18 protein-coding genes and 2 pseudogenes are annotated in these 12,193 nt (G+C 61.4%); 2 read left to right on the forward strand and 18 right to left on the reverse strand.

What is annotated here, in order from left to right; genetic code table 11:
* Nucleotides 1-611: 611 nt before the first annotated feature.
* The 4 genes from CKO41_RS13800 to CKO41_RS13815 all read right to left on the reverse strand — a co-directional run bounded on the left by CKO41_RS13800 (nt 612) and on the right by CKO41_RS13815 (nt 3,302).
* Nucleotides 612-866 carry a cysteine-rich CWC family protein gene (locus CKO41_RS13800; RefSeq protein WP_200382726.1) on the reverse strand — a complete coding sequence of 85 codons (255 nt, stop codon included), beginning with the start codon at nt 864-866 and terminating at the stop codon, nt 612-614.
* 436 nt (nt 867-1,302) lie between these two features.
* On the reverse strand, nt 1,303-1,743 hold the full coding sequence (locus tag CKO41_RS13805) for a hypothetical protein (RefSeq protein WP_200382727.1): 441 nt from the start codon (nt 1,741-1,743) through the stop codon (nt 1,303-1,305).
* 174 nt (nt 1,744-1,917) lie between these two features.
* On the reverse strand, nt 1,918-2,403 hold the full coding sequence (locus tag CKO41_RS13810; RefSeq protein ID WP_200382728.1) for a P-loop NTPase family protein: 486 nt from the start codon (nt 2,401-2,403) through the stop codon (nt 1,918-1,920).
* Between the two features lie 695 nt (nt 2,404-3,098).
* Entirely contained in the window at nt 3,099-3,302 is a 204-nt protein-coding gene (locus CKO41_RS13815; RefSeq protein WP_200253410.1) for a 2-hydroxymuconate tautomerase family protein, read from the reverse strand.
* 680 nt (nt 3,303-3,982) lie between these two features.
* Between CKO41_RS13815 and CKO41_RS13820 the strand changes: the two genes are divergently transcribed.
* On the forward strand, nt 3,983-4,399 hold the full coding sequence (locus CKO41_RS13820; RefSeq protein WP_200253408.1) for a hypothetical protein: 417 nt from the start codon (nt 3,983-3,985) through the stop codon (nt 4,397-4,399).
* Here CKO41_RS13820 and CKO41_RS13825 read toward each other — a convergent pair.
* The 8 genes and pseudogenes from CKO41_RS13825 to CKO41_RS19180 all read right to left on the reverse strand — a co-directional run.
* Complete coding sequence (locus CKO41_RS13825; RefSeq protein WP_200382729.1) at nt 4,396-5,238, reverse strand: REP-associated tyrosine transposase; 843 nt, start codon at nt 5,236-5,238, stop codon at nt 4,396-4,398. The two genes, CKO41_RS13820 and CKO41_RS13825, sit on opposite strands and share 4 nt — an antisense overlap.
* 411 nt (nt 5,239-5,649) lie before the next feature.
* Entirely contained in the window at nt 5,650-6,048 is a 399-nt protein-coding gene (locus CKO41_RS13830; protein WP_200255438.1) for a type II toxin-antitoxin system VapC family toxin, read from the reverse strand.
* Nucleotides 6,048-6,302 carry a type II toxin-antitoxin system VapB family antitoxin gene (locus tag CKO41_RS13835; protein WP_200255439.1) on the reverse strand — a complete coding sequence of 85 codons (255 nt, stop codon included), beginning with the start codon at nt 6,300-6,302 and terminating at the stop codon, nt 6,048-6,050. The genes CKO41_RS13830 and CKO41_RS13835 overlap by 1 nt, the downstream gene beginning before the upstream one ends.
* Nucleotides 6,303-6,706: 404 nt before the next feature.
* Nucleotides 6,707-7,042, reverse strand: a complete 336-nt coding sequence (locus CKO41_RS13840; RefSeq protein ID WP_200382730.1) for a hypothetical protein — start codon at nt 7,040-7,042, stop codon at nt 6,707-6,709.
* Between the two features lie 544 nt (nt 7,043-7,586).
* The gene (locus CKO41_RS13845) at nt 7,587-7,904 is read right to left on the reverse strand and encodes a BrnT family toxin (protein ID WP_338115590.1); all 318 of its coding nucleotides are present in this window, start codon (nt 7,902-7,904) and stop codon (nt 7,587-7,589) included.
* 65 nt (nt 7,905-7,969) lie between these two features.
* Complete coding sequence (locus CKO41_RS13850) at nt 7,970-8,194, reverse strand: hypothetical protein (protein ID WP_200382731.1); 225 nt, start codon at nt 8,192-8,194, stop codon at nt 7,970-7,972.
* A 10-nt stretch (nt 8,195-8,204) separates the two neighbouring features.
* A complete protein-coding gene (locus CKO41_RS13855; RefSeq protein WP_200382732.1) occupies nt 8,205-8,438 on the reverse strand; it encodes a hypothetical protein in 234 nt (77 codons plus the stop codon).
* A gap of 400 nt (nt 8,439-8,838) precedes the next feature.
* A pseudogene (locus tag CKO41_RS19180) lies at nt 8,839-9,084 on the reverse strand (IS91 family transposase); the annotation flags it as partial.
* A gap of 15 nt (nt 9,085-9,099) precedes the next feature.
* On the opposite strand from CKO41_RS19180, the pseudogene CKO41_RS13860 reads away from it, so the two are divergent.
* Nucleotides 9,100-9,336 (forward strand): annotated as a pseudogene (locus tag CKO41_RS13860) (IS91 family transposase); the annotation flags it as partial.
* A gap of 311 nt (nt 9,337-9,647) precedes the next feature.
* Here CKO41_RS13860 and CKO41_RS13865 read toward each other — a convergent pair.
* From CKO41_RS13865 to CKO41_RS13890, 6 genes are all read right to left on the reverse strand, one after another.
* Nucleotides 9,648-10,049, reverse strand: a complete 402-nt coding sequence (locus tag CKO41_RS13865) for a hypothetical protein (protein ID WP_200382734.1) — start codon at nt 10,047-10,049, stop codon at nt 9,648-9,650.
* An 85-nt stretch (nt 10,050-10,134) separates the two neighbouring features.
* Nucleotides 10,135-10,380, reverse strand: coding sequence for a hypothetical protein (locus CKO41_RS13870; protein WP_200382736.1), 246 nt, complete (start codon nt 10,378-10,380; stop codon nt 10,135-10,137).
* Complete coding sequence (locus CKO41_RS13875; protein WP_200382738.1) at nt 10,377-10,517, reverse strand: hypothetical protein; 141 nt, start codon at nt 10,515-10,517, stop codon at nt 10,377-10,379. Before CKO41_RS13875 ends, CKO41_RS13870 begins: the two co-directional genes overlap by 4 nt.
* Entirely contained in the window at nt 10,518-11,402 is an 885-nt protein-coding gene (locus tag CKO41_RS13880) for a transposase (RefSeq protein ID WP_200382740.1), read from the reverse strand. It lies immediately after the preceding gene.
* Nucleotides 11,403-11,516: 114 nt separating this feature from the next.
* Nucleotides 11,517-11,819 carry a type II toxin-antitoxin system RelE/ParE family toxin gene (locus CKO41_RS13885; protein WP_200382742.1) on the reverse strand — a complete coding sequence of 101 codons (303 nt, stop codon included), beginning with the start codon at nt 11,817-11,819 and terminating at the stop codon, nt 11,517-11,519.
* Entirely contained in the window at nt 11,798-12,079 is a 282-nt protein-coding gene (locus CKO41_RS13890) for a CopG family ribbon-helix-helix protein (RefSeq protein ID WP_200250829.1), read from the reverse strand. The genes CKO41_RS13885 and CKO41_RS13890 overlap by 22 nt, the downstream gene beginning before the upstream one ends.
* Nucleotides 12,080-12,193 lie beyond the last annotated feature (114 nt).

A 12,193-nucleotide genomic window follows, 5' to 3' on the forward strand; every position in this document is an offset into this window, starting at 1 on the left:
CAAGTGGCGCCCAGTCCAGGCCGACGAGCCGCCACGGGGCACCACACAGCCCGCCCACGGAGCGGCCGACGCGATCGGCCGAGGCCGGCGCGGCGACAGCCGGCCCGGGAGCGCTCGCGGGCCGACGCCGAACTGCCGGAACCCGGCGACGCCCGCGGCGCGGCCCGGTTGACGGCCGCCCTTCGCCGCGATCGGCGGATCGGCCGTGCCGCGCACGAGCGGCATGGGATGGCAGGGAGGCCAGACCCTGAGGCATCCCCACGAGATCGGCCTCGACGGCGAGTCGGTACGAACTGGGAGCGCCGGCATTCAGCCGGCTTCGCGCGCGGGGGCTCGATGACCCCGGCGCGCGACCTTTGGCGCCGGAGCCAGGGGATCACCGATAAGCGCCACTGGATGGCCGCTGCGCACGTGCCCTTCTACCGTTCTACCGGCGGCCCAGACGCCGCCGACGCGGCATCGAGCCGCGACGGCGGCGAGCCGGCTGGAAAGCCGGCGCTCCCAGTGAGCCGCGCGACGGCGAGATGGCTCAGATTGCGAGAGCCGGCTTCCGTCGGTCAGTCGACCTACGCCACCGCGGTTCAGGCCTGTTATCCGGGGATACCTCAGGGTCAGACCCCAGTGGCGCGACCGCCGCTTAGCACTTGATCCCCTTCGCGATCCTTCCCGGCAAGCTCCTTGAGACAGCGCGAGCAGAGGCAATCGCTGTAGGCGGTCGAGAGCTCATCGAGGACCTCATCGGAGAGGGGGACGTGGACGCACTGGCAGTGAGGCAGGTCGTCGACCTTGCAGATGAAGGTCGCCCCGCAGCGGGCGCACCGCTTCGGGCCGGGGGTGAAATCGCTCGCGTGCGGATTGTCGTTCATGGCTTCCCCGTCGGCTGCTGGATGGTACGCACACAAGGGCGGCTTGAAGAATTCAAGGCGCCCGCGCGGGGCAAGGAGGCCCCGCCATGTTCAGTCGCCTAAACGACTGAACAGGCAGCGAAGCGGAAATCGCATTCCTGCCTCGCCCCTTGAAAGATTGCCCGGATGGCAGTCTTTCGACGTCCCCATGATCTGTAGGCCGTCGCGATGTTCCTCAAGTTGGCGGGATGTCCCGCCGCTCGTCGGCGACGCCCAGCCGGGCTCGGCTCCCGCTGCCCGCCCGCTCAGCGGCGCCGCCTGTCGAAGGCACACTACCCGAGGAGCACACCCGGTCATGCACGCGCCTTACAGGCTGCCTCGAGGGCACCTTGAAAGGTTCAAGGTGCCGTCTCATCGTCGTCGCCCCGATCCAATCGCCACGGACGGCGAGCCTCTTTCACCGTCTCCTTCGAGCATCGGCTCGGACATGCTCGCGCAGAAACGGCAGCCCGTATTCGACCAACTCACGCAGGGCCTCGTCCACAACGGGCAGGACTCGCCGACGAGCCACGTCCGGGGCGAGCGGCCTCGTCTGCGCGACGATGTAGGCCATCATCTCCTCTTGCGTCGCGCCCATCGCGAGCGCCTCGACCGACCACCCGAAATCGCTACCGCGCGCCAACTCCCCGAGCCGACACAAGTACTCCTCCTCCGACCCGGCATCGCTCGGGCGTGCCCCACTGGGCCGCATCGTGAGTTCGGGAAAGCGCGCCCGTCTCGACCAACCGATCTCGACGAAGAATGCTTCGCGATTCTGATCCGGGACCAGAACGACCCAAGCGAAGACGGACTCCGAGACCCGCCAACAGTACGCCCGTTCGCCAGGAACCCCGGCCAACGCGGAATGCTTGCCGACCGGCACGAAATCAGGACACGCATGCGCGAGCCTTTCGGCGAACAACGCGCGAAGCGCGGCCCCGTATTCCTTCCTCATACGCAACCCACCCGACGACGAGGTTCGCACACGCCGCCAAGACCCGGCGGCACTACCGGCGCCTGGCGCGCCCGGCCGCTAGCCGTCCAGGTAGGAAGAAACGCTCGTGTATTCAGATTTCTGCCCCTCGAACCCGTCGAATATCTTGCGATGACGGATCAAGCCATATTCGTCATCCCGACTTTCGTAGTCTCGAACCCAGTCGACGAGCACCTCGAGCATCGCTCGCTGGGCCTCTTCGGAAGGAAACTTCTCCGGCTCCCAGGGCCTCTTCCTGCAATGCTCTACGCAAACCTCGATACCTGGATTCAAGAATCGCAGCTCAGTACAGTGGGGCAAGGCCACCTCCACCAGGTCGCTGTAGCAGCCCTCGATAATCCATTCATCGTTTGCAGTCAAGAACGCCCGCAATTGCCGAACGCTCTCATCGAGCGGTTTGCGTTCGGTGCCTTCGCCCCAGGCAATTTCGTCCAACGAGAGGCGTGCAACCTCCTTGTCTCGCACCAGACGCCGCGCCATTGTGCTCTTACCGGCGCCCGCGTTCCCAAGCAGGATCACTCGCATTCGTTCCCCCCCCCGTTCTGGGCATCAGCCGCCCCATACGCGCCCCGCCGATCGAGGCCACCACGACCAGGGCCGCCAACGCAGGACCGCTGGCCACTCGGCGCTTGCATCACCACCCGGCCATCATCGCGGGACAAGACGGCCGCACTCACCGCTCCCAGCACGCGACCCCCATGCGTACCAGTAATCAAGGACCTCGGGATGCAGAGACCACAGCCAGCGGCGCCCACCGCCTGCCTCGCTCGGTCGGCGGCTCAGGGGCGCGGACGTGTCGGCGACCGGGGTCGATGGGCAGCGTGCCCTTGCCCATCCGGCCCCGTCACGCAAACACTCGCCGCAGCCGTCGGGCGAACCTAGCCGGCCCCGACCTCGGCGACCGAGGTGCTCCGAGCCTCGCCGCTTCCCGTCGTCCCTAGTGCCTCGCTCCCGAAATACCGGGCCGCTCTTTCATGTCACCCCAAGAATCCGAGCACCGTAGGAGCCCGCTTGCGGGCGAGCGGCTCGCGCGCGGCGGCGAAGATCGCCCGCAAGCGGGCTCCTACCACGCGAGGGTGGCGGGCCGCCGCGTGCGGTCTCGGGAATTGCGCCGTCTTGCACGAGCGGCCTCCTGCGCGCGCCGCCAGATGACATCATGCAGAGGCCACCCCGGATCGGCACCGCCAGTCCGAGGCGATGCACGTCGGGGATCGCCGCCGTCACAGCCCCCTCTTGCGGCGCTGCGTCACCTGCTCCCCGCCGACACCCCAGTTATCCGTCTCGACCTCCTCGATCACGACGACTGTCGTAGCTGGATTCTTGTCGAGGACGCGCCGCAGCAACTCGGTGACGCCGGCGATCAACTCGGCCTTCTGATCCGCGGTTGCGCCCTCTCTCGTGATCTTGATGTTGACGTATGGCATGACGGCCTCCCTCTCTTTCGGGGACCTTGAAAGATTGCCATCCGGGCAATTTTTCAAGACGCAAAGCGAAAATGCGATTTCCACTTAGGACGGGTTCAGAAACAAACGACACCAGCGCGAAGACGACAAGAAACTACGAAATACACGAAAGTCGCGAAAAAACGGCAGATTCTTGTGTAAGTTCGGCGCTTTCGCGTGTTTCGTAGTTCCCAGAAGATGTACCGGCTGTTCTCGAATCGTCACTTAGCTTCATTTTCAGTCGCTTAAGCGACCGAAAATGGCGGGGCATCCTTGCCCCGCGCGGGCACCTTGAATTCTTCAAGGTGCCCTGTCGGTCGCGGTTCGGCGGGCGACGGTCAGCCGAACGCGCCCGTCGACGCGGCTCGATGTGTAAAATGCAGGCCAGTCGATGCGCCCGAGGGGCGTCGCTGAAACATCGGGATCATCGGCGACCGACAAGACTGCCGACGTCCGGGCATCGACTTGCGGCTCGCGCCCCGACGCACAGGGGCGTGGCATCCGACTGTGCGACAATACACGCGGCTCTGCCTCGCGGAGACCGCTTCACGCAGCCTTCACGCAAGGATCGGTAGAGTCGCCATGCTGAATTGTGCGCCTTTCCTCCGCGGCCTGCGATGCCTCGTGACATGGGGGCCGCGCCAACACTGGACTGCCAAGAAGTGGACGATCGAGTCGAACGCTACCCGCCGCGCTATCTCGAGCAACGGCTCGCGCTGAGGGCAGCGTCCGCGCGCGAGATACGCTCGCAGTTGTTGGTATTGGTTCACATGGTCGATGTCGTTGGGGGAACGAAATCGCAGCTGCCTTGGCTCACCGAAGAGGAGATGGAAAGGCGCATCAGTGAACGCGGCATCCGTCTCCAGAACGTGGAGATGCACAAGCCTGTGTCCGCAGTCGTCCACGAACTCCACGACCTGCGTATGGTGGATGCCGATCGCGGGGCCTATCGGATAAACAGGCTCGGGATACTGCACATGTGGTCGCACGCTACGCGACTCGGGCGTCACAACGCCCGCGACTGGGAGCACAGGGCCGGTAGCCGCTCGGCCGGAACGCCCCCGCACACCCAGCCCTAGCGCTCGGCCATCCCGCCCCGCACGATGCGGCCCACGGTCGCCAAGTGGATGCCGAAATGGTCGGCGATCTCGCGATAGGTGTAGGCGCCGGTCGCATAGGCCGCCGCGATCGCGGCGTCTCTCCCACTCGATCGCGCCGCGATCTGCGCCAGCGTCGGAGCCGGCGGGCGGCGTTGCGCCCGCGGGACACTCAGCCTGTCGCCGTCGAACCGGATTTCGCCCTGCATCCGCGCGACGAACGCCTCGTCCCCCAGATAGATCTGCTGGCGCAAGCCCTGCCAGATGTCTCGCCCGACGCCCTCGTACACGAATGCCCGGTGACCACGACGGGCCGCTTTCCGCGACGCGGCGAACTGCCGCAGCAATGCGTCCACGGCCAACCAACGGGGCGCTGGCGCGCTCCCCATCATCGCCCCGTAGCTGCTCCAAGGCCAGTCCTCGGGCGCCTCGACCAACCCGACGCGGACCGGGTTGAGGACGACATGCCGCGTCAGCTCGAGCAGATAGGCGTCGCGATCGACCAGAATGCCCTTGAACCGCCCCTGGAACAGATGCCCGTTGCGCCCGTGGCGCCGGTTCGACGCCTGGGTGTAGACCCCATTCAAGTGCCGCATCCCTTGCGAAAGGTTCCCCTCCACCGTCTCGGCCACGAGATGGTAGTGATTCGGCATCAGGCAGTAGGCGTGGCAGATCCAGTTGTACCGCTCGGCCACCTCCCCGAGCACCGCCAGGAAACGGTCGCGATCCTCATCGTCCTCATAGATCGCCTCCCGCCGATCACCGCGGGCGGTGAGGTGGTACAAGGCGCCGGGAAACTCGATGCGGAGAGGTCGCGCCATGCTCTCAAGTCAAGTCCGATTCTCGCCTTGCAACAATCCGAGACCCTCCGGTCCGTACTGTCCGATGGATCGAGTTTCGACGTCATATCGACACGGCACGCAACGGACGAATCGCTGTTGGCACTTGGCGGCCAGGTCGCCATCGGTAGACCTCCGCAACAAGGGTAAGACCCCGGTCAAGCACCCCCGCGAGCCAGACATGACCGCAGCTTGCCCCCGGCGACGCGGGCTCGATGGCCAATCGCTTGCGTCCCCTTCAGGGGACCTTGAAAAATTGCCATCCGGGCAATTTTTCAAGACGCGAAGCGAAAATGCGATTTCCGCTTCGCTTCATTTTCAGTCGTTTAGGCGACTGAAAATGGCGGGGCATCCTTGTCCCGCGCGGGCACCTTGAATTTTTCAAGGTGCCCTTCAGTGCAAAGGCTCTGCGACCAAGACGTCGGTTTGCGGAAAGTCCAACCCTTTGAACAATAGCGGTTCGTCGCGCACCCGCGCCAGCGCGTAAGAGAAGCAGTCGCCAAAATTCAGGCCCGCCGCGTGACGTCCCTTGCCGTAGCGGCGAAATGCCTCGCGTGCCGCCAGGGCCTGCTCGGCGTCCACCGGCACGGGCAGGATGCCCGCCGCGGCAATGAAGAGATCCAGGTCGCGGATCCCTTCCGCGCCATGGCGCGCCTCGACGACGATCGATATCTCCACCAGCGTCGCTGCGGAGATATGACAGAGCGGTGCGGCCTCGATGGCCTCGTTGAAGCGCCGCCGCTCCGGTTCGTCTTGCAAAATGGCGACGAGCGCCGAGGTGTCGATCACCATCAGCCCGGCAGACCCTTATCGTCGTAGCCCAGGATCTCTTCCGGCGTGCGGGCATCGCGCACTGGCAGCCTTGCCATACGGCAGGCGATGGCATCGAGCCGGTCCGCCAGGCTCTGGCCGGAGTGCTCCCGCTGTAGTCGTTCCAGGCGCTCGCGCAATGCCCTGGTAACGGCGGCCGTCTTGGTCTCCCCCGTCAGTTCAGAGATGCGCTCGGCAAGCCTTTCGGTCTCCGGGTTGCGAATGTTGAGTGCCACTGGGCAAGACCCCGCCAACTGTTGGAAATGTTTGCGTGTAGCAGGCCATGGGGGAGTGTAGACTGCTCGCTACCAACCAGCAAACTTCGCAGGAATCCCGCAATGGGGTCACCGCAATGGGGTCTCACGCCGATCGCCGCGCGAGGTAACGTGGTAGAGCCCGCCGGCTAGCTCGATACGAAGGGGTCTGGCCATGGGCGAAGTGTAGTCGGGCGGCGCTGGATTGCAAGACCTGACCCTAGGATCCTGACCCTAGGATCCCTGCTCCCTCCCACGGGCTCGTCCAACAAACGGTTCAGATCGTCGCTCGCTTCGCTCGGACGATCTAACCTTATTCGTTAGGCAATTTCGCCGATTAAATTCAATTCCTAGGAATTATATTAACCCAGGCCCCTTCAATTCTATTAGCTACTGAGTTTTGGTTTACTTAAGTAAAACTTACCATGAATGGAATGTACATAGGGTTTAGGTAATCCGCTCACGGACAAATCAGATATATCCAAATCTACCAAATCATTTGGACATAAAGGAATTAGCCCAAACTGTTGCCCTATTTTATGTAACTGTTCTCGATCTTGTTTACTCTCAATTTCATAACCGATTAAGACTCCATTAAGCGGAGACATCTCATTCGCTAAGGGAAGTCTCCATTTGTCGCGCTCTACAAATGAAGGATTATTAACTTCATTTAGTTTAACAAGAAATGCTTCGAGATTTTTTGTGTAATCATGTTCACTCATTATTATGTCCTACAATATTTTCTCAAAGTTATACCTACTTACATTTATCGATAAATTCAATATTGTATATACTTCTATGTTATTTGTTTGTTGCGTGTAATTGCTAACGTCTTGGCTAGCCAGCCCAAGACCGCGCCGAAACGCCGCTGCGCGATTACTCAGAGCTTGGCGCGCGGTCTTGGGTCGGCGCCGAGCTATTCGTTAGGCTAGTTGATGCCCTCGCTATCCTGATGAGAGATAGCAGCGCGTCGTTGACGGCCTCCTCCGAAGGAAATGCCTCCGCGACCTCTGGTTTTAACAAGACAAGATTGTGAGACTCGATGTAGGATCGATAAAATCTGCCCCGCACACCAACTCCCAAATCCTCTCGCTTGTACTCCGGGCCTTGATCATCGTTTGGTCCACCTAGCCGAACGGAGGAAGACGTCCCGGCGTAAGGCGCTGATTATCCAGCTAAGATGGCAGCTATCGTTACGCTCGCACTGGGTCTTGGACCAAGCGATGATCAAGGCCGTACTCCGCGCGCAGCTCATCGTCTTTGGGCTTAGTCTTCTTCATCGATTCTTCTCTCACGCTTGTTCATCTCGCGAGCGCTCATGATTCTGGTGACGCCCGCCTCTTCCGTGTGGCATACGATCAAGAATTTCGAGGTTCTGGTGACGCCGAAGGTAAGGAAGCGTCTCTCGGCTACCGAGCGGTCTGAATCATCGAATGTGAGTGCCATGGAATCGCCGAACACCGTTCCGGCTTCCTGAAAAGAAACGCCGTGCTTGCGCAAATTGCCTGCGGCTTTCTTTGTGCCCCAATCAAGTTTCACTTCGACGGATTCCGAGAATTCTTTTCTGGCAACGGCAGCGCTCACCCGAGCGAAGGGAGCGGTAGCGACCGTAGCGTCGGGTGTAGCGCCTTGTTGGGCAAAACGTCAAGCTACTGACTTACAAACAGAGCTTCACGCGCTTTCTGTGGCAAATCAAGGATCACGAAGAAGTCTGCAGGATACAGATAGTCTTCTGCAGATTCATCGATCACCCTCAGCATGTTTTCCGCTTCAGCCTCGGAATCCTGAAGGATCTGATAGACCTTACCTTTTTCTAGGTCTTCAGATCCACTGGGGTCGATGCACAGGGCAAATTCTGCGGCATGATCGTTCATAGTTGCTCTGTTAGTCAATGAAACGCTTGATCTTCATTTTTCGTTTGCCTATTCCGTGGGCCTCATACCAATGGACCTCAGCTCTTCGGATGCGTCCATTTGGAAGTTTGACGGTCGCCGTCCCTTTGAGTTTCCGCCATCGTCCGGAGCCGAACTGCTTCTTCAAACGCGGAAGCTCTCGAATGCTGTTGCCAATCGCGATCGGCTCGATTTCCTCGATGGAGCCCTGGATTTCGAAGTACATTCATTCACACTCGGTCGCAGTTGAGTTTGCTCGCCCAACGAATAAGCGCTTATCTGGTCTGCGCGCGACGCCGAGGCCCCTGGTGCCGCGAGGCTCCCGCGCGCAGACCAGATAAACGTTTGTTGGACTAATCCGCTCCTGGCACGGCGTGGCGGCCGGCGCGGGCACTCTCTAGAAAGAGGGGATTGTATTGTCGCGGCCCGTTCGCGCGGCAACGGCGCGTGGGCGCGGCCAGGGGTCGAACAGGGGCGGAGGTCGTGATCAAGGGCATCGGCATCGGTCCGCGAGGTCGCAATCCAACGGCTCTGCGGGCAATCTTAGGCCATTTCCCGGATTTCAGGCGAGCACAAGCGCCGACCGTTGCGGGTCGGTCCTGCCGGAGGAGGCGACGCGCTCGGTGTCACGCGCGTAAGGGGGCACCTCCCCCGCGGTCGCGGCGCGGGGGGCTGAGGCGCACGATCACGCGCAGCCGACCGGTGCGGCACGTCGGGCACGGATAGCCATCGAAGGGGACGCACGCGCCGGGTTCTTCAGCCTGCGCTATCGCGGTGGGCGGTGCCGTGAGCGCGGCGCGGATCTCGGGCAGGCGTCGGGCACGGCAGCGGTTGGCCAGAAAGCCGTAATGCCTCACGCGCATGCAGCCTTTTATGCGCTGCAACGCATAAAAGGCTTCCGCCGCACGCGCAACTTCGGCTTCCTGCATCCCAACAGCCAACGCGCCATCCGCCTGTTGCAATGGCTCTTCGGCCTCGATCCCAAGCGCCGGCTCATCAGCCGGCCTCGTCCCGGGCTGATCTGCCCCGCCTGCGGCACACCGATGATCATCGTACAAACCCGCCTCCCACCACGGGCCGGGCCGCCACCAACGGCCACGGCCACGGAGGCCCTCGCGATGTAACGCGCACCGACCAAGCCGCCTCCCTGCACTTCGGCTGCCGTGTGCCGAGGCCCACGCTCGCGCACAATCCGGGTATCAGGACCACTGGCGAGCGCCTCATGACGCAAAAAACCGCCGCTGCGGCTGTCTGACACCAGGACCCTCGGGCCTCGATACACACCACGGGCCCGCGGCTCCCCGCACCTCGCGGGAGATATTTTCTAAGCCCCGCCGCCTCGCTTCCGCTCCCTCCCGCGGGCTCGTCCAACAAACGGTTCAGATCGTCGCTCGCTTCGCTCGGACGATCTAGCCTTGTTCGTTATGCGATTTGTTCATCTCGTTGCCTTCCAGACTTTAAACGGAATCCATACAACAACTCGAATCAATAAATATATTAGAGCGATGGGGAAAAATACAATGGCGAGTATAATCCATATCTTTTCGAGTGATCCTGCCTCTTCAACTACCTCGCCATCTTTTTCGTTCCATTCCTCTCCCTCATAAAAGAGCTTTCCACCAAATTGGTCTTTTACCATTACCAGCGCAGAAAAGACTGAATCCGGAAAATCTCCTTCGCATTGAATCTCATAAGCTGACTTATCATAAGAAACCATGAACTTTTGTCCCGCAGATTCGTTTAGACCGTTAACATCCGCGAGATCCATCTCTTTTTGAAAAGCCACGCATGCTTCTTCATAGTGCTCTGGCACTTTAATTGAAATGACTTGGCTCATATTCTTGCTTTACGCATAACGCCAAACTCACCGGAAGCAAAAAGCAGAGCGAGGAACGAGCGGCGCTTTTTGCTGTCCGGTGGAATTACTTGTTAAGTGTCTTTTCATTTCCACGCAAGAACACCATATCTGAATCTGGCTCAGTGTAATGAACAAGCCCCATAGCCTCTGTTTCTACCATGACGCCTTCACCCAAATAGCCCCATTGCTCTTTCGGATGCTCTTCGGAGTATTGCCCGAGATCCATTGAGCACACAACTGTGCCTTTGGTACCATTGCTGTACTTGAATACATCTCCGACCTGGGCTTCACGACCATTCGAAAACTTCATATTTCAATCCCGTTTGAAACAGCAAGGCGTATGAGAATGTTTTCACCAAGCTGCGCCATTAGTTCCTTGTTCTGAATAGCGGTTTCTATTGGCTCAAGGGCATTGGGGTCATCAGGCATTGGGGTCAGGTCTTGCATTCAAGCACCCTGCTTGCTTGAGGTTGCCGGCGCGTTGCAGTCTGATGCGGCCTCGAGGCGTCGTACGGCGCGGCTCACCGTCGAGTAATGCACGCCGAAGAACGCGGCAATCTCCTGCATCGTGTAGATGCCGGTGGCGAAGGCCCGAGCCATGGCCTCGTCACGGTTGGGATACCGGCGCGCGAAGCCGGCGAGCGGCTCCGCCAACGCCCGGCGCGGCGCGCGCGGGACCTCGCGCAGCCCTTCCAAGGGCTTGGTCGTCGCGCGATGGCGCTCGGCGAAACCCTCACTGCCGAGAAAGACCTGATGACGCAGACCTTCCCAGATGCTCGCACCGCCGACCCCTTGGCGAACGAAATCCGCATACCCTGCCTGCGCGACGCCGCGTTCCTCGCCGAACTGCCCGAGCAGCCAATCCGTCTCCAACCACGCCCGCGCCGACGCCCGCCCGACCATCGCCCGGTAGCTGCTCCATGCCCAGCCTTCCGCCGCCGGGACCATTCCCGCGTGCACGGGATTCAGCACGACGTAGCGCGCGAGCTCCAACAGGTACGCATCGCGTTCCACCAAGATGGCTTTGAAGCGTCCCTGCAACAGGTGTCCGACCAGCCCGTGGCGTCGGTTGGTCCTTTGGGTGTAGACACCGTTCAGCTGGCGCATGCCCTTGGACAGGTTGGCCTCAGGTGTCTCGACGACGACGTGGTAATGGTTCGTCATCTGGCAGTAGGCGTGGCACCGCCAGTTGAACCGCTCACAGACATCGCCGAAGAGCTCCAGCCAAGCGCTGCGGTCCGCATCGTCACGATAGATGGCCTCACGCCGATCGCCGCGCGAGGTAACGTGGTAGAGCCCGCCGGCTAGCTCGATACGAAGGGGTCTGGCCATGGGCCAAGTGTAGTCGGGCGGTGCTGGATTGCAAGACCTGACCCCGTCTCGCAGACCCCGTCTTGCACCGATCAGTCGGTACAGCCAGATAGCGAGCAGCAGCGGGAAAACGCTTCAGGAATGATCTTCAAGCCCGTGCCAGATGCGCAGGATGACGATGGTGTCGTGGTGGTGGAGGCGGTAGCGCAGCAGATAACCGCGCTGGCCGAAGGGGACGAAATATTCGCGGTCTTCCCGGTCCTTGATTCGCCGTCCGATTCCGGGTTGCTCGCGCAACAGGTTCGCGGCCTTCTTCAAAGCGCTCGCCGCGCGGCGGGCCGCGTCCGGGTTATGCGGCGCGATGAACGCCCGCAGGCGAATCAGGTCGGCGCGGGCAGCCGGGGACCACCGCAGCGTCAGCGTTCGAGGTCCGGGCATGGGCCTTCCTTGTCCGTGCCCCAGCTATCCAGCCAGGCGCTCATCTCCTCGTGACGAACGAACGCGCCGGTTTCGCAATAGTCCTGCCATGCTTCATCCGCTTCGCGGTTGCGCTGCTCGATCGCCTCCTCGCGCTCCAGGTACTGGCCGATGGCTTCCTTCATCAGCCAGTGCGCCGAGCGTCGCCGCGTCTCGGCCAAGGTTTTGAGCCGCGCGCGGGTCTCGTCGTCGAGCTTGACGCCCAGGGTAGTCTTGCTCATGAGTCAATCCTTCGAATGGGTCGGTTGCACCTCTAACAACCAATATAGACCGCTTTCCCGGGAATCGCCAGAAAAATTCTGGGGATCATGTGGTTACGCGGCCTGCGTTGCGCC

The sequence above is a fragment of the Thiococcus pfennigii genome, from assembly GCF_016583835.1.
In the GTDB taxonomy this organism is placed as follows: Bacteria; Pseudomonadota; Gammaproteobacteria; order Chromatiales; family Chromatiaceae; genus Thiococcus; species Thiococcus pfennigii.

What these genes read in the sequence shown, in the direction of transcription:
- CKO41_RS13800 (WP_200382726.1), bottom strand. Translation starts at nt 866, where the DNA reads ATGAACGACAATCCGCACGCGAGCGATTTCACCCCCGGCCCGAAGCGG.
- CKO41_RS13810 (WP_200382728.1), bottom strand. Translation starts at nt 2,403, where the DNA reads ATGCGAGTGATCCTGCTTGGGAACGCGGGCGCCGGTAAGAGCACAATG.
- CKO41_RS13815 (WP_200253410.1), bottom strand. Translation starts at nt 3,302, where the DNA reads ATGCCATACGTCAACATCAAGATCACGAGAGAGGGCGCAACCGCGGAT.
- CKO41_RS13825 (WP_200382729.1), bottom strand. Translation starts at nt 5,238, where the DNA reads ATGGCGCGACCTCTCCGCATCGAGTTTCCCGGCGCCTTGTACCACCTC.
- CKO41_RS13830 (WP_200255438.1), bottom strand. Translation starts at nt 6,048, where the DNA reads ATGGTGATCGACACCTCGGCGCTCGTCGCCATTTTGCAAGACGAACCG.
- CKO41_RS13840 (WP_200382730.1), bottom strand. Translation starts at nt 7,042, where the DNA reads ATGAGTGAACATGATTACACAAAAAATCTCGAAGCATTTCTTGTTAAA.
- CKO41_RS13850 (WP_200382731.1), bottom strand. Translation starts at nt 8,194, where the DNA reads ATGAACGATCATGCCGCAGAATTTGCCCTGTGCATCGACCCCAGTGGA.
- CKO41_RS13855 (WP_200382732.1), bottom strand. Translation starts at nt 8,438, where the DNA reads ATGTACTTCGAAATCCAGGGCTCCATCGAGGAAATCGAGCCGATCGCG.
- CKO41_RS13865 (WP_200382734.1), bottom strand. Translation starts at nt 10,049, where the DNA reads ATGAGCCAAGTCATTTCAATTAAAGTGCCAGAGCACTATGAAGAAGCA.
- CKO41_RS13870 (WP_200382736.1), bottom strand. Translation starts at nt 10,380, where the DNA reads ATGAAGTTTTCGAATGGTCGTGAAGCCCAGGTCGGAGATGTATTCAAG.
- CKO41_RS13875 (WP_200382738.1), bottom strand. Translation starts at nt 10,517, where the DNA reads ATGCAAGACCTGACCCCAATGCCTGATGACCCCAATGCCCTTGAGCCA.
- CKO41_RS13880 (WP_200382740.1), bottom strand. Translation starts at nt 11,402, where the DNA reads ATGGCCAGACCCCTTCGTATCGAGCTAGCCGGCGGGCTCTACCACGTT.
- CKO41_RS13885 (WP_200382742.1), bottom strand. Translation starts at nt 11,819, where the DNA reads ATGCCCGGACCTCGAACGCTGACGCTGCGGTGGTCCCCGGCTGCCCGC.
- CKO41_RS13890 (WP_200250829.1), bottom strand. Translation starts at nt 12,079, where the DNA reads ATGAGCAAGACTACCCTGGGCGTCAAGCTCGACGACGAGACCCGCGCG.